Below are 22,578 nucleotides of genomic sequence, written 5' to 3'. Positions count from 1 at the left end.
AGGTCAGAGGCGCATTCTGGGGGTACAGTGCGATTGAGAGTGGAGTTCACGACCGAGCCCTTCGACCTCGACGAGGCGCCCCGGCACGCGCTGGTCGCCCGTGAGGTCATCGAGGCGGCCGAACTGGACGCCGTGGACGTCGGCCCGTTCGGCAACACCGCCGAGGGGGGCGCGGACGCGGTGCTCTCCGCGGTCGACGCACTGCTGCGCCGGGCTCTGGAGGCGGGTGCCACCAGGGTCTCGCTGCAGGTGAACGTGGTCGGGGAGGGTGATAAGTGACCGGTATCGGGGACGACCCCTTCGTCGCGGCGGTCAAGCCGCTGGTCGACGCCATGGGGGGCGAGATGGTTGCGCCCGACCAGGCCGGCCCCGACGATGTCGTGCTCTCCTGGGAGGGTGCGGACGTGGTCGCCGTACGGCTGCCGCAGTTGGCCGACTCGCTCGATCACATCCTGGCCGCCCTGGAGCGCAAGCACGGCAAGCCGCTGGCCGACCTCGACCGCAAGACCAAGCAGGAGGTCGTGCGGGTGCTGGAGGCCCGCGGCGCCTTCTCGGTGCGGCACGGGGTGGAGACGGTGGCGAGCGCGCTGGGTGTCAGCCGCTTCACCGTCTACAACTACCTGAACCGCGAGAAGCAGGCCTGAGCGCGGAGGTCGGTTGTTACCTCGATTTTTCAACAAAGTGTTGACGTGGTGTTCTCGAAGGCGTTAGCTGGCCGCAGCCCGTCCAGCACAAGGCCACGGAGGCATCCCGTGACTTCGAGTACGACACCCGGCGGCCTCGCCCGGTTCAATGCCCTGGAGGAGCCCGCGGCCTACACCGCCCTCCACGAGGCGTGCGCCGCGACGGCCTGGGTGCGCACCCTGCTCGCCCGCCGCCCGTACGCCACCCCCGACGACCTCTTCGCCGCGAGCGACGCCGCGATGGCCGAGCTGACCGCCGCGGATCTGGCGGAGGCGATGGCAGGGCACCCGCCGATCGGGCGGCCGAAGTCCGGGGATCCGACCTCCTCCAGGGAGCAGCGCGGCATGGCCGGCGCCTCCGCGCAGCTCAAGGAGGAGATGCTCGAACTGAACCTGGCGTACCAGGAGAGGTTCGGCCATATCTTCCTGATCTGCGCCACCGGCCGGACCGGTGAGCAGATGCGCGACGCGGTCAAGGAACGGATCGGCAACTCGCCCGAGCGGGAGCGGGAGATCGTCCGCTCCGAACTGGGCAAGATCAACCGCATCCGGCTGACCCGTCTCGTGGAGGAGGAGAACGCATGAGCACCGACACCACCGCATCCGTGTCCACGCACATCCTGGACACCAGCGTCGGACGCCCCGCCGAGGGCGTCGCCGTCCGGCTCGCGGCCCGCGGTGGCCGTACGGCGGACTGGCGGGAGCTCGGCGGCTCCGCGACCGACGCGGACGGGCGGTGCAAGGACCTCCCGGCGCTGCCGGAGGGGACGACCCACGTACGGCTCGACTTCGAGGTCGAGGCGTACTTCGAGAAGAAGCAAGCCGATGCGCAGCAGGACGCCCCCGCGAATCGGGACAGCGGTGCGAGCGGAGTGTTCTTCCCCGAGGTGACGATCACCTTCGCCGTCAGGCCGGGCGAGCACTACCACGTACCGCTGCTGCTCAACCCGTTCGGCTACTCCGTTTACCGAGGGAGCTAGCAGACATGACTGACAATTCCCGAAGCGGCCGCCCTGTGATCCTGGGGCAGAACCAGTACGGCAAGGCCGAGAACCGCGTCGTGAAGATCACCCGCGACGGCGGCACGCACCACATCAAGGACCTGAACGTGTCCGTGGCGCTGAGCGGCGACATGGACGAGGTCCACTACTCGGGCTCCAACGCGAACGTCCTGCCGACGGACACCACCAAGAACACGGTGTACGCCTTCGCCAAGGAGTACGGCATCGAGTCCGCCGAACAGTTCGGCATCCACCTCGCCCGGCACTTCGTGACCTCGCAGGAGCCGATCAGGACGGCGCGCATCCGCGTCGAGGAGTACGCCTGGGAGCGCATCGAGACCTCCGACGCCGGCTCCGGGTCCATCGGCGCCGACGACGTCAAGCACTCCTTCGTACGCAAGGGCCAGGAGACCCGGGTCACCCAGATCACTTATGACGGCTCGTCGTGGGAGGTCATCTCGGGGCTGAAGGACCTCGTCGTGATGAACTCGACGAACTCCGAGTTCTGGGGCTACGTCAAGGACAAGTACACGACGCTCCCCGAGGCGTACGACCGCATCCTGGCCACCCAGGTCTCCGCCCGCTGGCGCTTCAACTGGACCGGCGACGAGCAGAAGATGCCCAACTGGGAGAAGTCCTACGACCAGGTCAGAAAGCACATGCTCCAGGCCTTCGCGGAGACCTACTCCCTGTCGCTGCAGCAGACCCTGTACCAGATGGGCTCGCGGATCATCGACAACCGCGGCGAGATCGACGAGGTCCGCTTCTCCCTCCCCAACAAGCACCACTTCCTCGTCGACCTGGGGCCGTTCGGGCTCGAGAACGACAATGAGGTGTACTTCGCGGCCGACCGCCCCTACGGACTGATCGAGGCCACCATCCTGCGCGACGGCTGCGAGCCGCACATCCCGGTGGACCTCACCAACCTCTGAGCCACCTGCTGAGCCACCTTCCGAGCCAACCTCCGAACCCACCTGAGGACTTGGCGAAGGTCCCCTCCTTCGGCACCCGTGGCGTCGACAGCCGCGGCACTCAAACCTCCCAGGGCCCTGCCGTGCCCACCCCTCGAAACGAAGAAGGACGCACCATGGCAGCATCGGCGGAAGACCGGCGCATCGTCATCGAGAACTGTGCGATCGCGACGGTGGACGCGGGCGACACCGAGTACGCATCGGGGCATGTCGTCGTCGCGGGCAACCGCATCGAGTCGCTCGGCGCCGGCAGGGCCCCGGAGGGCCTGGAGAACGTCGTACGCCGTATCGACGCCACGGGCCACCTGGTGACCCCCGGCCTGGTCAACACCCACCACCACTTCTACCAGTGGATCACCCGGGGCCTGGCCACCGACCACAACCTCTTCAACTGGCTCGTCGCGCTCTACCCGACCTGGGCACGCATCGACGAGCCGATGGTGTCCGCCGCCGCGCAGGGCTCCCTCGCCATGATGGCCCGCGGCGGTGTCACCACCGCCATGGACCACCACTACGTCTTCCCGGAGGGCTCCGGCGACCTGTCCGGCGCCATCATCCGGGCCGCCCGCGAGATGGGCGTCCGCTTCACCCTCGCCCGGGGCTCCATGGACCGCAGCGAGAAGGACGGCGGGTTGCCGCCGGACTTCGCCGTCGAGACCCTCGAAGGCGCCCTCGCCGCCACCGAGGCGACCGTCGACGAACACCACGACCCCTCCTTCGGTGCCATGACCCAGGTGGCCGTCGCGCCCTGCTCGCCCTTCTCCGTCTCCACCGAACTCATGCGACAGGGCGCGGAGTTGGCCCGCCGCAAGGGTGTACGGCTGCACACGCACGGCTCGGAGACCGTGGAGGAGGAGCAGTTCTGCAAGGAGCTGTTCGGCATGGGTCCGACCGAGTACTTCGAGTCCACCGGCTGGCTCGGCGAGGACGTGTGGATGGCGCACTGCGTCCACATGAACGACTCCGACATCGCCGCCTTCGCCCGTACGAAGACCGGTGTCGCCCACTGTCCCTCGTCCAACGCCCGTCTCGCGGCCGGTATCGCCCGCGTCCCCGACATGCTCGCGGCCGGCGTCCCGGTCGGCCTCGGCGTCGACGGCACCGCCTCGAACGAGTCCGGCGAACTCCACACCGAACTGCGCAACGCCCTCCTCATCAACCGCCTCGGCGCCCACCGGGAAGCCGCCCTGAACGCCCGTCAGACGCTGCGCCTGGGCACCTACGGCGGCGCCCAGGTCCTGGGCAGGGCGGCGGAGATCGGCTCCCTGGAGCCGGGCAAGCTCGCCGACCTCGTGCTGTGGAAGCTGGACACCCTCGCGCACGCCTCGATCGCCGACCCGGTCACCGCGCTGGTCTTCGGCGCGGCGGCCCCGGTCACGCTCTCACTCGTCAATGGCGAGCCGGTGGTGGAGAACAGTCGGCTCCTGCACGTCGACGAGGACGCCATCGCCCGCGCCACGCGGGAAGAGGCACAGCGCCTCGCGCGGATCGCCGCGCAGGCCTGACCGCCGTTCGCGATCTCCTTGGGCCGTAAGGCACTTGGACCCGTCCGGCACTTGATCTCCGGCCGAGGGGGACGGCCCTCGGCCGGTAGCCGTGGACCCGAGCGGGGTCCACGGCGGCCGTCTCCGGGGCGTGCATGGACGTGCGCGCCCCGGAACGGTCTCCGCTCTCTTCGAACGGCTTCCGTCATGGTGGTCGCGACGACGCGCATCCGCAGCCGGGACGACGACGAGGTCACGGCCCCGACGGAGCCGGGCGAGGAGATCGCGGACCGGCACACCGGTCCCGGCCCCGCGGTGGCGGGCGCGTAGCGGAGCGGGTCCGGCTCCGCACCCCGGGGGCCGGGTCTCGGTCTCAGCCGATGTGGTAACTGTCGCCGTACACCTTCCAGTCCAGTGGCGGATCCAGATTCAGGTTCCGCTTCTGCAGGAACACCCGCTGCTCGGTGTCGACCCGGGTGGTGTCGGAGTGGGCCTCCTCCTGCTTCATCGCCCAGACGCGCGCGTCGAGGAAGGCGTTCAGATACGTCACCTCGTTGCCGCCCTGGGCCGGCGGCTTGGCCTTGGCCAGGGCGCGCCTGCGGATGTTGCTGAAACTGGTGCTGTCGGTGCCGTCGCCGTGCATCACGATGGCGTCGTAGTAGGCGAACTGGCCGAGGACACCGATGCCGTCGGTCTTGCCCTGGGCGACGGCGGGGTTGAAGTAGACCCGGTCCCGCTCGTCGTTCTGGGCCTGCTGGAACGCCGAGTCCTGGGCGGCCTTGCGCCAGTCGGCGGGGAAGCCGGGGTCGAGGCCCTGGTGCGAGTCGCTGCCGTTCACCTGGCGCAGGGCGGGCAGGTACTTGGCGAGGACATTGCCCGGCTTGCGCTGCGTGTACAGCTCGACCAGGTCCAGCATGTCGCCGGTGCCCGAACAGAAGCCGATGATACCGGCCGTGTAGCCGCGCCCGTCACCGATGTCCTCGATGTACTTGTACTGCGCCTTCCAGTCCAGTGAGGAGTTCTCCGCGCTGGAGACCAGCTTCATGGCGATCTCCTTCTTCGCCGGGTCGTCCAGACCGCCGGCCGCGGCGGCCTGGGACTGGGCCGCGAGGAGGGGGCCTGCCACCAGCGAGGCTCCGATCAGGGTGAGCAGTGTGCGCCGTGAGGTGTGGAGCTGGGGACCTGTGTGGGGGGTGTGCACGGTACCTCCGATGAGGGGAGTGTTGCGTCCACTTACTGTTAGGAAAGTTTCCTACCAGAGATTGCAGTCGGCGTACACCCGTGCAACGGGACCGAGTTGGCGCTCTCTCCACGGCTGCCGGGTGCCCCTGGGGCAGGGTCTGAGCCGGCAGTCCTGGTCAGGTCCGGTCGCGAGGGGAAAGGCGCGTCATCGAGGGCTCGGGCCTGGCGGTGGAGACGTGCGGGACGTGTCCCCGTCCCGGCCGCAGGATCGCCGCCGCCAGCACCAGGGCCACCACCGCGATCCCCGCGGCCACCGTGAACGCCAGCCGGTAACCGTCCGCCGTGGCCGACACGGCCCCCTCGCCCCCGCCGGTCAGACGCTCCGTACGACTCGCCGCCAACGTGGTCAGCACGGCCAGCCCCAGCGAACCGCCCACCACCTGAGTGGTGTTGAAGAGCCCGGAGGCCAGCCCCGCGTCCTCCTCCCGGGTGCCCGTCATGGCGAGCCCCGTCACCGCGGGCATCGCGGCCGCGAAGCCGGCGGCGAGCAGCAGCATCGCCGGCAGTACGTCGGCGACGTACGAGCCGTCGGCCGGGGCCCGGCTCAGCAGGGCCAAGCCGCCGGTGATGAGAACGAGCCCGGCGAGCAGTACGCGGTACGGTCCGAACCGGGCGATCGTCCTCGCGGACAAGGTCAGCATCAGCACCCCGATCGCGATCGGCGCCGGAAGGAACGCGGTGCCGGTGGCCAACTCGCCGTACCCAAGGACGCGTTGGAGGTAGAGCGCGCCGATGTACTGGAAGCCGAACATCCCCGCGACCATCAGGATCTGCACCCCGTTCGCACCGCTCAGGGCGCGGGAGCGGAAGAGCCGCAACCGCAGCAGCGGACGCGCGGCCCGCGCCTGACGCAGGACGAAGCCGCCGTAGAGGCCGAGAGCGACCACGGCCAGGGTGAGCGTGGTACCCAGGGCCCGGTCGCCGGCGCCGACGATCGTGTACACCGTCAGCATCAGCGCACCCGTGACCAGTGCCGCGCCCTGATAGTCGGCGCCCTTACCGAGCCCGGCTCCCTCCTCCGGGGCGAGGATCCGGAGCGCGGCGACCCACGCCACCACTCCGATCGGCAGGTTGATCAGAAAGATCCAGTGCCAGCCGACCGTCTGGGTCAGCGCCCCGCCGAGGAACGTGCCGAGCGCCCCGCCCGCCGCGCCGACCGCGCTGAACACCGCGATGGCTCGGGCCTGTTCACGCGGTTCGGGGAAGAGCGCGACCAGCATGCCGAGGACGACGGCCCTTCTCACCCGGACCGTCCACCCGACGGTCCCGCCCAAGGTCGAGTACGAACTCACCCCGGTGGCCCACGAGTTGCATGCCACCCTGCTGTCGCTGACGGACTGGGCCGAGCGTCACCGCGTCACGATCGCCGAGTCACGCGCGGCCTACGACGCCCAGCACAGCCCGGAGCTGCTGGACGCGTAGCCCGCGCCCCGCGGGGCGGGTTCGCGAGCGCCCTGGGCCGACGGCCGTGGAGAAGGGCCGTCAGGCCCGCCGCGGTGAGGCAAGCACATACCGTGCTCCCGTACGCGGCTCCGTGTGCTCGCCGACCTGCCAGCCCGCCTTCTCCAGCGTGGCCGCACAGGCCCGCAGGGCCTCGGCGTCCGGCTCGCGCACGGCGACGGCCTCCGGCTGTGGAGTCGCCCGCACCCGATAGCCGGGCCCTTCCGCCGCCGCGGGGCGGTGCCCGGCGGCCTCCAGGGCGAGCGCGGCGGCCTGCACCAGATGCGTACGCTCCCACCCGCACGGACGGTCCACGGCCCCGTCCCGGCTGGTCATCCGCCGCAGCTCCAGCAGCCCCTGCCAGGCACTGTGCACCTCCCGCAGCCGAGAGGGTCCGCCGCCGGGGCCCTCCTCGCCACCGATCCGCGCGGTGAACACGCCCGAGTCGGAGGGGGCGGTGGGAGGCTCAGGGGCCGTCGGCGGTTCGGGCGTGTCCCGTATCCGGTGCCCGGCGGGCGTCAGAAAGTGGTCGTGCGGCGGGCGCGGATGCCGGAAGGCCAGCCCCCGCTTCACCAGCGCGGCGAGCTGTGCGTCCGTCCCCTGCAACCGCCCGGTCACCGGATCCGCCGCGTCGATGACACGCCGCTGCGCGACGGTCGGCGGTCGTGTCATGACGGCTCCCCTTTCCGTGCGTCAGCCGCCGGTTGTCGGTGGCTGAGCGCGCAGTCGAAGACTACGACGGGGGTCTGACATTCCAGCCCGCGACGACATGCCGCCGATGCTCGGTGCTCAGCCGGCTCACCGTCCCGGTGGCGAGCTGGAACAACGCGCCGTCCGAAGCCCGCAGCCCCAGCCGTCGCGCGGTCAGCACCCGCAGAAAGTGCCCGTGGGAGAAGACGACGACACTGCCCTCCGCCTCGGCGAGCGCCGCGTCGACCTTGGCGAGCATCCGCTCCGCCCGTGCCCCGACCTGCTCCGGGCTCTCCCCGGGATGCTCCGGCGGCCCCGGCGCGACACCGTCGTCGAACAGGAACCAGTCGGGCCGGGTCCGGTGGATCTCCACGGTCGTGACGCCTTCGTACCCGCCGTAGTCCCACTCGCACAGGTCCGCGTCGACCCGCGCGCCGTCGACCCCGGCCAGCCGCGCCGTCTCCCGCGCCCGCCGCATCGGGCTCACGAACGCCGCCGCGATGCGGTGCGAGGCGATCAGCGGGGCCAGCCGCTTGGCCTGCGCGCGACCGTTCTCCGTCAGCGGGATGTCGGTCGACCCGGTGTGCCGCCCGGACAAGGACCACTCGGTCTCGCCGTGCCGCACGAGGAGCAGGTCACCCATCGCAGACACACCCTTCTCCGGTCCTGTCACTCCTTCCGTACGGTGTCATCGCCCCCGGCGGTCCGCAGGTCGGAGTGCGCCATACGGCGGCTCTACTGCCGATACCCGCCCAGGAACCGCCCGATCCGGCTGATCGCCGCGTCCAGGTCGTCGGCGTGCGGGAGGGTGAGGATACGGAAGTGGTCGGGGCGGGGCCAGTTGAAGCCGGTGCCCTGGACGACCTGGATCTTCTCGCGGAGGAGGAGGTCCAGGACGAACTTCTCGTCGTCGTGGATCTTGTGGACCTCGGGGTCGATGCGGGGGAAGGCGTACAGCGCGCCCTTCGGTTTGACGCAGGAGACGCCCGGGATCTCGTTCAGCTTCTCCCAGACCCGGTTGCGCTGTTCGTGGAGGCGGCCGCCGGGCGCGGTCAGTTCGTGGATGGACTGGCGGCCGCCGAGCGCGGCCTGGATGGCGTACTGGGCGGGCGCGTTGGCGCACAGCCGCATGGAGGCCAGCATGGTCAGGCCCTCCAGGTAGTTACGGGCGTGCTGCTTAGGGCCCGTCACCACCAGCCAGCCCGAGCGGAAGCCCGCCACGCGGTAGGTCTTGGACAGGCCGCAGAAGGTGAGGACCACCAGGTCGGGGGCGAGCGCCGCGGCCGAGTGGTGGACCGCGTCGTCGTACAGGATCTGGTCGTAGATCTCGTCCGCGAAGACCATCAAGCCGTGCCGGCGGGCGAGGTCGAGGATGCCCTCGATGATCTCCTGGGGGTAGACCGCGCCGGTCGGGTTGTTGGGGTTGATGATGACGACCGCGCGGGTGCGGTCGGTGATCTTCGACTCCATGTCGGCCAGGTCCGGGTACCAGTCGGACTGTTCGTCGCAGAGGTAGTGGACCGCCTTGCCGCCCGCGAGGGTCGTGACGGCCGTCCAGAGGGGGAAGTCCGGGGCGGGGATGAGCACTTCGTCGCCGTCCTCGACCAGCGCCTGGACCGCCATGGAGACCAGTTCGGAGACGCCGTTGCCGAGGAAGACGTCGTCCACGTCGACCTCCAGGCCCCGTTCCTGGTAGCGCTGGGCGACCGCGCGGCGGGCGGAGAGGATGCCGCGCGAGTCGGTGTAGCCGTGCGCCTGCGGCAGCATCCGGATCATGTCCTGGAGGATCTCCTCCGGCGCCTCGAAACCGAAGGCCGCGGGGTTTCCGGTGTTGAGACGCAGCACGCTGTGGCCCGCCGCCTCCAGTGCGTCGGCCTGCTCGATCACCGGGCCGCGGATCTCGTAACAGACCTCGCTGAGCTTGCTCGACTGCCGGAACTCCATGCGCTGTGTCCTCCGGTTCGTGGTGTTGCTTGGTTTTACCAAGTGAGTGCTTGGAAAGTCCAACAACATGTCTAGACTGCGTCGCATGTCACCTCGCCGAAGCTACGACCAGTACTGTTCCGCGGCCCGCGCGCTCGACGCCGTCGGTGACCGCTGGACCCTCCTGATCGTCCGCGAGCTGCTCGGCGGCCCGCGCCGCTACACCGATCTGCACGCGGATCTGCCGGGCGTGAGCACGGACGTCCTCGCCTCCCGGCTCAAGGACATGGAACGCGACGGACTGACGACCCGGCGCCGACTGCCGCCGCCGGGTGCCGCGTACGTCTATGAACTCACCGGCCGGGGACGGGAGTTGCTGCCCGTGTTGCAGGCGCTGGGCGAGTGGGGCGCGCCCTCGCTGGGCGAGCGCGGGGCCACGGACGCCGTGCGTGCGCACTGGTTCGCGCTGCCACTGTTGCGGGGCCTGGCGGGGGAGGGCGGCGAAGGGCTCGTCGAAGTCCGCCTGGACGAGGGGGAGTTCCATGTGTGGCTGGGCACCGAGGAAGGGCCCGTTTACGGGGACGGGCCTGCCCCGGAGGAGCCGGACGTGCGGCTGCGCCTCGACACCGAGACCTGCACGGATGTGAGCCGCGGGATCTCGACCGTGCCGGACGCGGTACGCGCTGGACGGATCGAGGTCACGGGGGAGAGCACCCTCGCGAAGGTGCTGCGCGGGGAGTGACGCCTGTGCGCGGGTTCTCCAGCCGTGTTGTCGGCCCAGCACCTCACCGGACCGGACCGGACCGGAACGCGGACGCGGACGGGGACGGGGGACGGGGGACGAGGCCCGCCGTGCCGAGGGGGCACGGCGGGCCTTCGCCGTCATGGAGCCGTCATGGAGCCGTCATGGAGCCGTCATGGAGCCGTCATGGGCGCCTGCGTGTGCCTACGTGTGCCTAGACACCCGGCGGCACCCGGGAAGGCCGTCCCGACCCCCGGGTCAGCGCATACCCGCCGATACCCGCGAGCGCCGCGAGGATGCCGCCGATCGCGGTCCACACCCAGCGGTCGGACCACCAGCCGGAGGCCCAGCCGTCGTCGGGCTCGATGGACGACAGCGCGGCCGTCGACGAACCGGAGTCGGAGTCGGACTTCTCGGCGCTCGTCGCGATGCCGGGCACCAGCGGCTTCGCCAGCGAACCGTCCACCGCGGCCGCACCGCCGATGTCCTTGGAGCCGACCTCGACCTTGGCGTCGACGGGCAGACCCAGGTCGGAGGCCTGGAGCCCGGTGACGGTCAGCCGGACGTAGTACGTGCCCGGCAGCGGGTCGTTGGCCCAGGTCTCCGACCAGGAACGGACCGTGCGCAGGGTGCAGGCCAGTTCCACGGTGGCCGCGTCCTGCGCCGCCGTCCGTGTCTGTGCCCCGTACTGGCAGGCCTGGCGGCGCCGCAGTCCGTCGTAGACGTCGAGCTGCCAGGTCTGGCCGGCGTGCCGCGTGGAGGCCTCCGGCAGCTTCACCGTCGCCTTCACGGTGGGCCGCTGCCCGGCGTCCGCGGGGAACGACCAGTACAGGTAGTCGCCCGTGGACCCGCTGGCGGTGGCCTGCTGGCCCTGCTTGATCTCGGTCGCCGTACGGAACGACGTACCGGCCTGGGTGGGCGCGCTGCTGCCGTCCGACGGACTCGCGGAGGGGGAGGAGTCGGCCACGGCGGGCGCCGCGGCGATCCCGAGCAGCAACAGGGCGGCGCTCAAACCTCTTCTGATACGCATCAGTTGGTCCTCCAGACCGCGATCCGCAGGCGCGAGATCCAGCCCCACAGCACACCCGCCAGGAAGCCGGTGAGCACGAGGGCGCCGAGCAGCCACCAGCCGCGGCCGAGGCCGAAGGAGGCCACGTCGCTCGCTTGGTCCGGCCCGTCCACGACGTCGACCGTCAGCTCCACCGGCATGCCCGGTGTGGTCTTCACGCCGCTCGCCGCCGAGAAGGAGTTGGACACCTGCAGACACACGGTCTCGGCGGGGGCGTTCTCGTCGTCGCTCTCGGCCTTCGGATAGCGCAGACCCGTCGAGATGACGTCGGTACGGCCGTTGCCCGCCGCCTCGCCGCGTACGATCTCACGTCCGTGCACGGTGACCGCGCGCAGCAACACCCCGTAGTCCGGGTTGACCTCGCGGTCGGCCGCGACGCTCACCGAGGCGCGCAGTTCCTGGCCGGGCTTGACGTCCACGCGGTAGAAGCGGTGCTGCCCGAACTCCTCACGGTCCGTGTACAGCCCGGACTTCAGCGCCGGGGCGCTCGTGCAGGCGGTGGCGCCCTCCACGGCGACCGGGGTCACCACCGGGTCGGCGGCACGCTCGACCAACTGACCGACGCGGTCGGTGAGTTCTTCCTTGTGCTGGACCGAGGTGTACGTGCCGCCGGTCGCGTCCGCGATGCAGCTGAGCTGGTCGCGGGTCTTGGCGTCGGGCACGAGCCCGAGGGTGTCGATGGTGAGCCCGATGTCCTTGGCGGCGATCTCGCGGGCCACCTCGCACGGGTCGAGCGGCTGGCAGGTGTCCTCGCCGTCGCTGATGAGCACGATCCGCCGGGTGCCCTTGCCGCCGTCGAGGTCGTCGGCCGCCTTGAGCAGCGCGGGACCGATCGGCGTCCAGCCGGTGGGCGTGAGCGTCGCGACGGCGGTCTTCGCCTCGGTGCGGTCGAGCGTGCCCACCGGGTAGAGCTGGGCGGTGTCCTTGCAGCCTGTCTTGCGGTCGTTGCCGCGGTAGTTGGCGCCGAGGGTCCGTATGCCGAGCTGGACCTCCTCGGGTGTCGCGTCGAGCACCTCGTTGAACGCCTGCTTCGCCGCGGACATGCGCGACCCGCCGTCGATGTCGCGCGCCCGCATCGAACCGCTGACGTCCAGCACGAGTTCGACCTTGGGAGCGGCCTGCTCCGCCGTTTCGTCGGCGACCGCTCCGGTCGGGAAGGCGATCCCGGCCGTCAGGGCGGCGAGCAGGGCGCAGACTCCTGCCGCCAGCCGTTGTCTTGTGATCATCGACGGATCCTATTGATCAAAGGTGCCGGGCTTCAAAACGATCTTCGAACGATGAACTCCGAACCGGGGATGGTGAACCCCGGGCTAGGTGGTGGTGAACGGGTTGGGAAGCCGTGCCCAACTGTCCCCGCGGGTCTCCGGAGACAGCCGCATCAGGGTCAATGCCTTGGTCGGCAGCGGTTCTTCGAGCAGCGCTGTCAGGTCCGGGGTGTGCGGCAGGTCCCGTACGGCCGTCGCCAGGGCCTCCCGCAGCGCCGCCGAGGATCCCGCTGTCGCGCCCAGCGTGCCGCCGATCAGCGAGCCGAACATCTTGCGGCGCAGGGTGGTCTCGTCGTCCGTGACGATCCGGCCGGACAGTGCGGGCGCCGGGATGCCGTGCCGGGCCAGCCGGGCCGGGCTCACGCGGATGTCGGCCAGATCGCGGTAGACGAGCCGGACCGGGGCGCCAGTGGCGGACAGTACGACCAGGAGGTTCTGGCCGTGCGCCTCCAGCGCCACCCCCTGGTCGAGCAGCCGCAGACAGACGGTGAGCGCGAGGCGGGTGAAGTCGGCCAGCCAGGCGGCCGATCGGGGCAGTCCGGTGGTCACGAGGGCGGCCACCGGCAGGACGCGCTCGCCCGGGTTCGCGTACGCGTCGGGGGACTCGCGCAGCACCGCCGCCAGTTCGGGGGAGCGGGCCGTGACGGCGCCCAGGGTGCGGGTGACGTGCAGCAGGCCGTCCGTGCGGGCCGCCATGTCCTCCGCGAACGCCGACACCGTCGCCGACGTCTCGATCGAGTAGACCGAGATGTCCCGCACGGAGGAGGTCAGCCGGGCACTCAGCGCGGTCTTGACGTGCGGCCCGTCGGGCAGGGCGAGGGTACGCAGCGACATCAACGGGTGTGCGGAGACGACGTCCTGGGGCGCGGTACGCAGCACATGCTCCGTCTGCCAGGGGTGGACCGGGATCAGGAAACGGTCCTCGTCCCGCAGCCACTTGGGCCACTCGCCCCGGACGAGACAGTCGTCGACGGCCACCAGGCCCAGTTCCACCACCGGCCGGTGCTCCGGCCCGTACGCGAGCTGTTCGGCCACGGAGAAGCCGGGACGCGAACGGCAGTTGGGGTGGTACGGATGCCCGTCGACCACTCGCTGCTCCCACTTCCAGCCGGTCAGGGGCTCCCGGTCGGTGGCGGGCTGGTCGGCGCGCGAGAGGGCCAACGAGGCGACGCTGTGGTCGAGCTCGGCCGCGAAGGCCGCGGCGTGGGGGACGGCGAGGGCCGTCATGAGCCGCGCCGGACGGTCGTACGCCGTGTCGTCCAGCCGGACCTCGGTGACGTAGGCGGCGCTCGCGTACGGGTCCGGGTGCGGGCCGTGCAGCCGCCGGCCGTCGGCGAGGTGGAGCGTGAGCCCGTCGGCCCCCGGTTCCCGGCGCGCGATCCACGGCATCGGCTCATATGCCAGCGCACGCCACAGACGGGTCAGCACGGCCGCCCGGGCGCCGGGGAGCCCGGCCGCGTACGGCGCCGACAGGGCGGGGCGTACGGCGCTCAGCTCGTCGGCGAGCGCTGCCTCGGCGTCGGGCGTGGGGGGACGGTGCACGGTCGGGCTCCTTGGGTACGGGGACTGTGCGTCGCGGTCGCCCGCGCCGACAGACATACTGATCACCAGTGCACCGTATGGAATGAATGGATCGCGTGGACTCCATGCCCCCCATGCTCCCCTCGCTCGTCAGGGGCGACAGTGAAATAGAAGAGGCCGCCGACGCGTACGCCGCCGCGCCGCTGCTCAATTGTCTGCTGCGGGAGGTGGGGGAACCCGCAGAGGCACCCGCGGAGGAACCCGGTGGGCCCGCCAAGGACCCCGGCCGGGCCGCCGAGGGCTCCGGTGTGTTCCGGCTCCGTTCCAGCGGGCGGCTGCTGCGGGTGCGGGGGAGGCGCCGGCCCGCGGCGCCCGAGGTGTACGCCGACGGGTCCTGGCACCGGCTCACCCACGCCGAGCTGGTCAAGCTCACCGCCGAGGAAATGCGCGGCTTCACCGGTCTGTCCAACCCCGAGCTGCCCGCCGAGATGATCGACAGCCGGGACGCGGTGGCCGCTCTGCTCGCCGCCCGACTGCACGCGACGCCGCCGACGGACCCGTACCTCCGCTCCGAGCAGTCCCTGATCATCGGGCACCCGTACCACCCCGCTCCCAAGGCGCGCGGTGGCGGCCCCGTCGCGGACTGGCTGCCGTACGCGCCCGAGGCGTACGCCGGCTTCCCGGTGGAACTGCTCGGCGTGCGCGAGGACGCGGTCGTCGAGGAGGGCGACACCTCGGCGCTCGACGACTTCGGACCGGCCCCGGAGGGCTACCGGCTGCTCTTGGCCCACCCCTGGCAGCTCGACCTGGTCGGCGCCCGCCCGGAGATCCAGGAGGCCTTCGCGGACGGCCGGCTGATCCGCCTGGGCCGCACCGCGCGCCCGCTGTGGCCGACGGCCGCCCTCCGCACGCTGTACGCCCCCGAGGACGACGTCTTCGTCAAGTTCAGCCTCGACGTGCGCATCACCAACGACATCCGTCGACTGTGGCGCCACGACCTGCTGAAACTGCGCCGCACGGACGAGGCCACAGCCGCCGCCTTCGCGACCACGAGCACGGGCGGGCGGACCGACGCGGGCACGGGCGCCGCCTGGCTGAGCGACCGCGGCTACCGCACCGCCGACTTGGCCTTCGAGGAACTCGCCGTCCTCGTCCGCGACGGCCTGCGCGAGCACGTCGTCCCCGGCGCGACCCCGCTCCTGGCCGCCGCACTCGTCGAGGGCTTCGAGGGCAGCCCCCTCGACGGTCTCACCGACCCGTCCGCCTGGTGGACGGCGTATCTGCGTCAGGTCCTGCCGCCGGTCCTCGAGGCCTTCGCGCGCCACGGTGTCGTCATCGAGGCGCACCTGCAGAACACCCTGGTCGCGGTGGACGCCGACGGAATCCCCGTACAGGCTCTGTTCCGGGACGCGGAGGGAGTGAAGCTGCTCCAGGACGTGGACCGGGCGGCGGGATGGGAGCGGCTGGTCTACTGCCTGATCGTCAACAACGTGACGGAACTCGCCGCGCTGCTGGCCGAGGACCACCCGGGCTGGGATCCGTGGCCCGCCGTACGGACCGAGCTGACCCGGCACGGCCTTCCCGGGATCACGGCCGAGATCACGGAGCTGCTCGCCGCGCCCTGGCTCCCCGGCAAGACGAACCTCCTGCTCCGCTGGACGGGCGCGGACGGCGCCGACGCCCGCTATCTGCCGCTGCCGAACCCACTGGCCCGCGTGTAGCGCGAGACGGGGCTCTTCGGGGGCTCTATGGGGGCTCTACGGGGTGATGGAGTCGATGTAGCCGCCGTCGACGCGGAGGGCGCCACCGGTGGTCGCGGAGGCCAGGGGTGAGCTGAGGTAGACGACCATGTTGGCGATCTCTTCCGGCTCGATGAGCCTCTCGAGCAGGGACTGCGGCCGGTGCTCCCGCATGAAGGCGCGCTGGGCTTCGTCCCAGGGGAGGCCGGCGTCGACGAGCTGGTAGACGAATTCCTCCACACCCTTGGTGTGAGTGGGCCCGGCGAGAACGGAGTTGACGGTCACCCCGCTGCCGGAGGCCTGCTTGGCGAAGCCACGTGAGACGGCGAGGAGCGCGGTCTTGGTCATTCCGTAGTGGATCATCTCGACGGGTGTGACGACGGCGGAGTCGCTGGCGATGTACTGGACGCGTCCGAAGCCGCGGTCGATCATGCCGGGCAGGTACATGCGGGTGAGCCGGACAGCGGCGAGCACGTTCACCTCGAAGTAGTGCCGCCATTCGTCGTCGGTGATCTCCAGGGCGGGCCGTGCGCCGAAGATGCCGAGGTTGTTGACCAGGATGTCGACGTTCTCCAGGGCGTCCTTGATGTGCTGGGCGCCGTCGTCGGAAGCGGCGTCCGCCGCGACGGGCACGACGTCGGCGCCCGGCACGGTGGCGCGGACGTGCTCGACGGCCGCGGTGACGGTCGCCGGGGTCCGCCCGTTCACCGCCACGCGTGCGCCCGCCCGGGCCAGCCCGATGACGATGGCCTCGCCGATGCCTTGCGTGGAACCGGTCACCAGTGCGGTCGAGCCGGTGAGGTCGAGCTGCGTCATGGAGGGGACTCCCGTTCTGCGGATCGTCAGCGTGTGCCTCAATTGTCGGAATTGTTCGGGCCGGCGGAGAGCGCCACGCGGGTGACTGTCACGCTCGGGAGGCAGGTCTGCGGGCGCCGCCGTGGAGGGCGAGGACGCGGTGGCGTTCGGTGCGGGCTCGGCGGCGGGCACGGGGTCGAGCGGGACCAGAAGTCGGATCAAAAAGCGGTGGGCTCCGTGAACTTTTCCGGATGGATCCGCAACTCACCTGTCGGGGAGCGGTGTGAGCCTCTGCCTTCAAGAAGTTCAAAGGAGTGGTGTCTTGTCCATATCGCACAGACCCGTGCCACGCCGACGGAGAGGGTCGGCCGTCGGTGCCGCTCTGCTGAGTGCCGTCCTGCTGACGGTGCTCGGCGCCCAGGCCCAGGCGCGGGCCGACGTCCTTGAGAAGGCCGCGAAGCCGTCTTCGTCCACTCACGAGCCGCCCGGCCATGTCGCGCCGCTCTGCGGCCCGGCCAAGCCGCACGAGCTCACCTGCTTCGGCCTGCTGCGCACTGATGTCAAGGCACACAAGGGTCTGCGGGCCGCCGAGGACGCCCCTCAGGGATTCGGTCCGGCCGACCTGCTCAGCGCCTACGGTCTGCCCGCGGACGGCGGGGCGGGCAGGACCATCGCCATCGTCGACGCCTACGACAATCCGAACGCCGAGGCCGACCTCGCTGTCTACCGCGCACAGTACGGGCTGCCCGCCTGCACCACTGCCGACGGCTGCTTCACCAAGGTCGACCAGCGCGGCGGAACCACTTATCCCGCCCCGGACCCCGGCTGGGCCACGGAGATCTCGCTCGACCTGGACATGGTCTCCGCTGTCGCCCCCAACGCGCGGATCCTGCTGGTCGAGGCCGACGAGGCCACCGCCGACGATCTCGGGTCCGCCGTGGACCAGGCGGTGGCGCTCGGCGCCAAATACATCTCCAACTCCTACGGCACCAACTACGCCTTCTACCCCGAGGACCCCGCGGAGTCGTCGGCGGACGCGCACTACGACCACCCGGGCGTCGCGATCGTCGCCTCCTCCGGCGACAGCCGCTACGGCGTCTCCTATCCCGCGGCGTCCCCGCACGTCACGGCGGTCGGCGGCACCACGCTCACCAAGGACTCCACCGCTTCCCGCGGCTGGTCCGAGTCGGTGTGGAGCCACGACGGTGGCGGCACCGGTTCCGGCTGCTCCCTGTACGAGCCCAAGCCGGCCTTCCAGAAGGACACCGGCTGCCCCGGGCGTACCGTCGCCGATGTCTCCGCCGTGGCCGACCCGGCCACGGGTGTCGCCGTCTACGACAGCTACGGCGAGTCCGGCGGCTGGGGCGTGGCCGGCGGCACCAGCGCCTCGGCACCGATCATCGCGGGCGTGTACGCGAACGCCGGCACCCCGGTCGCCGGGACATACCCCGATGCCTACCCGTACGCCGGTGGTGGCTCGGGACTTCATGATGTGACAACGGGTTCGAACGGGAAGTGCTCACCGGCGTATCTGTGCACCGCGGGCACCGGTTACGACGGGCCCACCGGTCTCGGCACCCCTGACGGGCCGTCAAGCTTTCGCATGGGAGCGCACGGCACGCTCTCGGGAACGGTCACCGACACCGCCACGGGCGCACCGGTCGCCGCGGCCGAGGTGACAGCGGGCGTCTACACGGCGACCACCGACAGCCAGGGCCGCTACACCCTGCCCCTGCCGGCGGGCAGCCACGACGTCCAAGTCACCGTCTACGGCTATGCGTCTGGCGAGGCGGCGGACGTCCAGGTCACCGACGGCGGCGCCGTGAACCGGGACTTCGGACTGCGCAAGCTCGCCGTCCATCGTGTCTCGGGCACCGTCACCGACGGCTCGGGTCACGGCTGGCCGCTCCACGCGAAGATCACTGTGGAGGGGGTGCCGGGTCCTCCCGTGTGGTCCGACGCCTACACGGGGGCGTACCACCTGGATCTGCCCGAGAACCACACCTACACCCTGCGGGTCGTCAGTGACGACACCCACTACCAGTCCCTCATAGGGAAGGTGGCGGTGAAGGACGCGGACCAGAGCCTCGGGCTGGCGCTGCCTGTCGACACCTGGGCGGGCGGCAACCCGGCGTACACCCTGAAGGTGAACACCCTGGACACCCAGTCCTTCGACTCCGCCGCCCAGGCTCCGAAGGGCTGGAGCGTGGTCGACGTCGCGGGCACCGGGCACGGCTGGGCATTCGACGATCCGGGCGGCCGGGGCAACAACACCGGAGGTTCCGGCGGCTTCGCCGTCGCCGACAACGACCACGTCGGCTGGGACACGGCACTCGACACCCTGCTGGTCAGCCCGGTCTACGACCTCCGTCACGAGGGAGTCCCCGAGCTGGCGTTCAGCAACGACTACGAGGGGTCCGCCGAACAGACCGGGGATGTGCAGGTCACCGCCGACGGCGGCAAGACCTGGACCACGGTCTGGCACATGGACGATGCGTGGTCGTTCGACCGGGTGGAGATCCCGTTGACCGCCTATGCCGGGAAGGCCGCGGTGCAGGTGCGCTTCCACTACACCGGTCCGGGCAAGCTCTGGGCCGTCGATGACGTGACGGTCGCCGAGCGGGTCGTCACGCCCGTCCGCGGCGGTGTGCTCACGGGCACCGTCACCGACGCCAACACCGGACACGGGCTGGTGGGCGCCGTAGTGCGCACGGGTACCACGAGCGGGCCCTCGGCGACGACGGTGGCCACCACCGGTGACCCGCGGGTCGGTGACGGTCTCTACCGGATGTTCGTCCCGGGCGTCGCCCGTCACACCTTCGTGGCGTCCAAGCCTTCCTACAGTGCGGCCACCCACACGCTCGCCATGGCTGAGAACCAGGTCGCCAAGGGCTCGTTCGTCCTCAAGGCCGGTCGGCTGTCGACGCGCACCACCCGGATCGAGGCGACCACAGCGCCGCACGGCACGGTGGTACGGAAGGTGACCGTACGCAACACCGGCACCGCTCCCGCGACGCTCCGCATCGGCGAGCGCACGGGAACCGGACCTGGCACCGGCACCCCGGGCACCACCTGGCGCGGGCTGCCCGACCTGCCCGTCGTCGTGATGGACAACGCGGTGGAGAGCTACCAGGGCAAGGTCTACTCCGTTTTCGGATCGTCGGACGGCTACGAACCCATCGCCGGCCTCTACGTCTACAACCCGTCGGCGCACACCTGGACGCGCGGCACCAGTGCCCCCGAACCCCGCATGGCCACCGCTCACGGCCTCATCGGCGGCCGGCTGTACACCGTGGGCGGCCAGGGACCCGGTGAGGCGGTGAGCCGCACCATGCAGGTGTACGACCCCGCCCACAACACCTGGACCAAGGGCCCCAGCATGCCGCAGGGGCGCTTCGGAGCGGCGAGCTCCGTACTCGACGGGCGGCTCTACGCGGTCGGCGGATGCACCAACACCGCGTGCTCGAACAGGGTGTACGTCTTCGATCCGGGCTCCGGCAAGTGGTCCAGGGCCGCCGACTACCCCCAGGCGATCGGCTGGGCCTCATGCGGCGCGATCAACGGCAGGCTGTACTGCGCGGGCGGCTCCGGACCCGACTATGTCCCCACCACGGCCTCCTACGTCTACGACCCGGCGTCCAACAGCTGGCAGCCCCTGGCCGACATGCCGATGGGGCTCGCCGGAAGCACCTACGCCGCCGCCGACGGACGGCTGCTGGTGTCCGGCGGCGCCACACTGGTCGGCGCCGCCCGGGTGGCCACGCCGAAGGGCTACGCCTACGACCCGGGTAGGAACGCCTGGAGCGCGCTGTCCGACGCCCCCACCGCGGTCTACCGGGGTGGCGGCGCACTCGGCCTGTATCGGGTGGGCGGCACCACCGACACCCGCTGGTACATTCCGACGGCCACCGCGGCACTGCTTCCGGGGTACGACCAGACCGAGTCGGACGTGTCCTGGCTGTCGGAGACTCCGCACCGGCTCACACTGCGGCCGGGGCAGAGCGCTTCGTTCACGGTGACGGTGCAGGCGGGCAAGATGGGCCGGCCCGGTGACTGGACGGCATCCTTGATCCTCCGCGGCGACACCCCGTACTGGGTCCCGCCGATTCCGGTGCGCGTGCACATCGTCAAGGACCGTACCTCGTAACACTCTTCAGGCCGCACGGCCGCGCCCCCGGGCAGGCGATGTCGCCTGCCCGGGGGCGCGGTGCTTCCGAGCTTGTGACCCCGCGAGCGAAGGGCGGTTCGCACTACGCGCTCACTCCGATGGCCCGCGGGAGCGGACCATCGGAGGAGGTGACGGGTGGCGTGCCGTGGCTCTCACACCCAGGAGGGGGAGGGTCAGGCGCGGTGGGCTCCGCCGCACTTGGCGAGTGCGTTGGTCACGGCCGTCGCCATCGCCTGCTCGCCCAGCGCGTTCGGGTGGGCGGGAGCCGCCGGCGTCTGGGGAGCGAGGCTCTCGATCCAACGCTCGCCGACGGGCCGGCACATGTCGTGGCCGATGGTGGGCGTGTACGTGTCCACGTACGTGGCTCCGCCGCGCTTGGCCTGACGAGCGATCATGGAGTTGAGGGACTTCGTCTTGTCCCGGAGGTAGGCGAAGTCACCAGCGGCGAAGGGCACACTGGCACTCGTGCAACCCACTCCGCTGTCCGGGAAGAGCGAGGGGTAGCCCACCATGGCCACCCTGGCGTGCGGGGCCCGGCGGTGAATCTCGGCGATCACCCGGGAGATCTTCGATGCCGTGCCCGCGATGCTCTGCTCGACCTGGTCGGTACCGCCCTGAGTGAGGTCGTCGCGGCAGGGGCTCCCGGCCGGGTTGCTCGAGACGAGGCCCGCGCAGTGGCCGACTATGGAGGTGAAACCGATGTCGTTGCCGCCGATGGTCACGGTCACCAGGTCGGTCTTACGGGACAGGGCGTCGTACGGGGCGGGAGCCGTACCCGTGGCGAGGGCCAGGTCCGCCGTGGTCGCCCCGGAGCAACTCACATCGGTCAGAACCGCCTTGATCCGCGCGGCCACCAGGTGTGGGTAGTTGCTGTTGGAGCGGGCGCACGCGGGGTCTATCTGCTCCGGGACGCCCGGAGCGGCGGCGTAGGAGTCACCCAGGGCGACGTAGTCGAGCGATCCGACGTGCCGGGGCGCCGCGGATGCCGGCACGGACGACGCCATCGCGAAGGCGAGTGCGCCCGAGGCGACTACGGCGCCGAGCGCGACCGTGCGCCGACGAGAGATACCAAAGGAACGTGGCTTCACTTGTTTCCTTGACTTTCGGGGTGATTTTTCTTACCCGTGGATGCGCGAGCGGCGCTGTGAGCGGAAGAGCTTCTGGAAGGCCCTTTTCACCTGTCACTACGCCGTTCGTGAATCCGAGGGATCCATGCCGCACGGTGCCGGGCGGAATGCCGATTGCCCGAGAGACTTCCTCGACGGTCGGCCTGAGGAAGCAGGTCTGGTGAACGACCGGCTGACGAGCACATGGATTTCTGGGACATGCTCGCGGTAGCCGGCCAAAAGGTTGCTCCCCTCTTGGTCGGCTTCGGCGGCCCCTGTGACTGTGCAGCACATTGCGTGTGACTACTCCTTGTGCGACCTGGTTCTGAGCCCGGCCGCGGCGGGATCGGACGGTCTTCTGCGACCTCGGTGACCAGCCTGACTGTCCTCTGTCGACGAGGAGTTGATGATCCATGGAACATGCGTGTGCGTGCCCAGTGAACGAGGCGCCCCGGGGGTACGAAGTTGTCGCGTCCGAGGGCGGCGAAACGTCCACGGATCGCCATTACATGTCGTCAACCATGGGCGCGCGACGCAGTACCGAGAGCTGATGGCTCACTGCTCACAATACCGTCCGGCCGACGTATGAGATCTTCCCCCCTCTGAAGTTGCCTGCGTCGGCCGGATTCCACAACTCACTTTCTGCCCATGCCTCCTACGCCCGAACGGCCGGGGTGTTCTTCCGCCTCAACGGAGCGGTGGCGAGGTGCAGGGCGACCGTAAGCCGCTCAGGAATCGG

At 70.6% G+C, this 22,578-nt stretch carries 19 protein-coding genes and 2 pseudogenes; 11 read left to right on the top strand and 10 right to left on the bottom strand.

The window, feature by feature from the left end; translation table 11 throughout:
• Nucleotides 1-27 precede the first annotated feature (27 nt).
• The 7 genes from OG819_RS45820 to OG819_RS45790 all read left to right on the top strand — a co-directional run bounded on the left by OG819_RS45820 (nt 28) and on the right by OG819_RS45790 (nt 4,469).
• The gene (locus OG819_RS45820) at nt 28-279 is read left to right on the top strand and encodes a hypothetical protein (protein WP_266429057.1); all 252 of its coding nucleotides are present in this window, start codon (nt 28-30) and stop codon (nt 277-279) included.
• A complete protein-coding gene (locus OG819_RS45815) occupies nt 276-644 on the top strand; it encodes a helix-turn-helix domain-containing protein (protein ID WP_266429055.1) in 369 nt (122 codons plus the stop codon). Before OG819_RS45820 ends, OG819_RS45815 begins: the two co-directional genes overlap by 4 nt.
• Nucleotides 645-752: 108 nt before the next feature.
• Nucleotides 753-1,268: a 2-oxo-4-hydroxy-4-carboxy-5-ureidoimidazoline decarboxylase gene (uraD, locus tag OG819_RS45810; protein ID WP_266655317.1), complete on the top strand. Its 516-nt coding sequence runs from the start codon at nt 753-755 to the stop codon at nt 1,266-1,268.
• Nucleotides 1,265-1,663, top strand: a complete 399-nt coding sequence (uraH, locus tag OG819_RS45805; RefSeq protein WP_060894368.1) for a hydroxyisourate hydrolase — start codon at nt 1,265-1,267, stop codon at nt 1,661-1,663. The genes uraD and uraH overlap by 4 nt, the downstream gene beginning before the upstream one ends.
• A 5-nt stretch (nt 1,664-1,668) precedes the next feature.
• A complete protein-coding gene (gene pucL / locus OG819_RS45800) occupies nt 1,669-2,616 on the top strand; it encodes a factor-independent urate hydroxylase (RefSeq protein ID WP_266655315.1) in 948 nt (315 codons plus the stop codon).
• 155 nt (nt 2,617-2,771) lie between these two features.
• Complete coding sequence (locus OG819_RS45795) at nt 2,772-4,160, top strand: 8-oxoguanine deaminase (protein WP_266655313.1); 1,389 nt, start codon at nt 2,772-2,774, stop codon at nt 4,158-4,160.
• 186 nt (nt 4,161-4,346) lie between these two features.
• Nucleotides 4,347-4,469 (top strand): hypothetical protein, encoded by a 123-nt coding sequence (locus OG819_RS45790; RefSeq protein ID WP_266630369.1) that lies wholly within the window; start codon nt 4,347-4,349, stop codon nt 4,467-4,469.
• Between the two features lie 43 nt (nt 4,470-4,512).
• Here OG819_RS45790 and OG819_RS45785 read toward each other — a convergent pair whose 3' ends face one another.
• Nucleotides 4,513-5,340, bottom strand: a complete 828-nt coding sequence (locus tag OG819_RS45785; RefSeq protein ID WP_266655311.1) for a chitosanase — start codon at nt 5,338-5,340, stop codon at nt 4,513-4,515.
• Nucleotides 5,341-5,497: 157 nt separating this feature from the next.
• Nucleotides 5,498-6,616: pseudogene (locus OG819_RS45780) on the bottom strand (MFS transporter); the annotation flags it as partial.
• Nucleotide 6,617: 1 nt separating this feature from the next.
• On the opposite strand from OG819_RS45780, the pseudogene OG819_RS45775 reads away from it, so the two are divergent.
• Nucleotides 6,618-6,803, top strand: a pseudogene (locus OG819_RS45775) (winged helix-turn-helix transcriptional regulator); the annotation flags it as partial.
• Nucleotides 6,804-6,863: 60 nt separating this feature from the next.
• Here OG819_RS45775 and OG819_RS45770 read toward each other — a convergent pair.
• The 3 genes from OG819_RS45770 to OG819_RS45760 form a co-directional block, all read right to left on the bottom strand.
• Nucleotides 6,864-7,493 (bottom strand): hypothetical protein, encoded by a 630-nt coding sequence (locus OG819_RS45770; RefSeq protein ID WP_266655309.1) that lies wholly within the window; start codon nt 7,491-7,493, stop codon nt 6,864-6,866.
• A gap of 61 nt (nt 7,494-7,554) precedes the next feature.
• Entirely contained in the window at nt 7,555-8,154 is a 600-nt protein-coding gene (locus OG819_RS45765; protein ID WP_266630375.1) for a histidine phosphatase family protein, read from the bottom strand.
• A 92-nt stretch (nt 8,155-8,246) separates the two neighbouring features.
• On the bottom strand, nt 8,247-9,455 hold the full coding sequence (locus tag OG819_RS45760) for a pyridoxal phosphate-dependent aminotransferase (protein WP_266429029.1): 1,209 nt from the start codon (nt 9,453-9,455) through the stop codon (nt 8,247-8,249).
• Between the two features lie 85 nt (nt 9,456-9,540).
• Here OG819_RS45760 and OG819_RS45755 point away from each other — a divergent pair, with 85 nt between their 5' ends.
• A complete protein-coding gene (locus OG819_RS45755) occupies nt 9,541-10,176 on the top strand; it encodes a helix-turn-helix domain-containing protein (RefSeq protein WP_266655307.1) in 636 nt (211 codons plus the stop codon).
• Nucleotides 10,177-10,390: 214 nt separating this feature from the next.
• On the opposite strand, the gene OG819_RS45750 is transcribed toward OG819_RS45755, so the two are convergent.
• From OG819_RS45750 to OG819_RS45740, 3 genes are all read right to left on the bottom strand, one after another.
• Nucleotides 10,391-11,206 carry a hypothetical protein gene (locus OG819_RS45750; protein WP_266655305.1) on the bottom strand — a complete coding sequence of 272 codons (816 nt, stop codon included), beginning with the start codon at nt 11,204-11,206 and terminating at the stop codon, nt 10,391-10,393.
• Nucleotides 11,206-12,471 carry a VWA domain-containing protein gene (locus OG819_RS45745; protein WP_266655303.1) on the bottom strand — a complete coding sequence of 422 codons (1,266 nt, stop codon included), beginning with the start codon at nt 12,469-12,471 and terminating at the stop codon, nt 11,206-11,208. The genes OG819_RS45750 and OG819_RS45745 overlap by 1 nt, the downstream gene beginning before the upstream one ends.
• A gap of 84 nt (nt 12,472-12,555) precedes the next feature.
• Nucleotides 12,556-14,052 carry an IucA/IucC family siderophore biosynthesis protein gene (locus OG819_RS45740; RefSeq protein ID WP_266655301.1) on the bottom strand — a complete coding sequence of 499 codons (1,497 nt, stop codon included), beginning with the start codon at nt 14,050-14,052 and terminating at the stop codon, nt 12,556-12,558.
• A 104-nt stretch (nt 14,053-14,156) separates the two neighbouring features.
• Here OG819_RS45740 and OG819_RS45735 point away from each other — a divergent pair, with 104 nt between their 5' ends.
• Nucleotides 14,157-15,752: an IucA/IucC family protein gene (locus OG819_RS45735; RefSeq protein ID WP_266655601.1), complete on the top strand. Its 1,596-nt coding sequence runs from the start codon at nt 14,157-14,159 to the stop codon at nt 15,750-15,752.
• A gap of 36 nt (nt 15,753-15,788) precedes the next feature.
• On the opposite strand, the gene OG819_RS45730 is transcribed toward OG819_RS45735, so the two are convergent.
• The gene (locus tag OG819_RS45730) at nt 15,789-16,586 is read right to left on the bottom strand and encodes an SDR family NAD(P)-dependent oxidoreductase (protein ID WP_266630385.1); all 798 of its coding nucleotides are present in this window, start codon (nt 16,584-16,586) and stop codon (nt 15,789-15,791) included.
• Nucleotides 16,587-16,887: 301 nt separating this feature from the next.
• Between OG819_RS45730 and OG819_RS45725 the strand changes: the two genes are divergently transcribed.
• Nucleotides 16,888-20,712 carry a kelch repeat-containing protein gene (locus OG819_RS45725; RefSeq protein ID WP_266655299.1) on the top strand — a complete coding sequence of 1,275 codons (3,825 nt, stop codon included), beginning with the start codon at nt 16,888-16,890 and terminating at the stop codon, nt 20,710-20,712.
• Between the two features lie 194 nt (nt 20,713-20,906).
• Here the strand turns inward: OG819_RS45725 and OG819_RS45720 are convergent, their stop codons facing one another.
• A complete protein-coding gene (locus tag OG819_RS45720) occupies nt 20,907-21,821 on the bottom strand; it encodes an SGNH/GDSL hydrolase family protein (RefSeq protein ID WP_323138178.1) in 915 nt (304 codons plus the stop codon).
• Nucleotides 21,822-22,578 lie beyond the last annotated feature (757 nt).

This window comes from Streptomyces sp. NBC_01549 (assembly GCF_026339955.1).
GTDB lineage: Bacteria > Actinomycetota > Actinomycetes > Streptomycetales > Streptomycetaceae > Streptomyces.
This window is presented reverse-complemented; position numbering and strand designations above follow the sequence as displayed.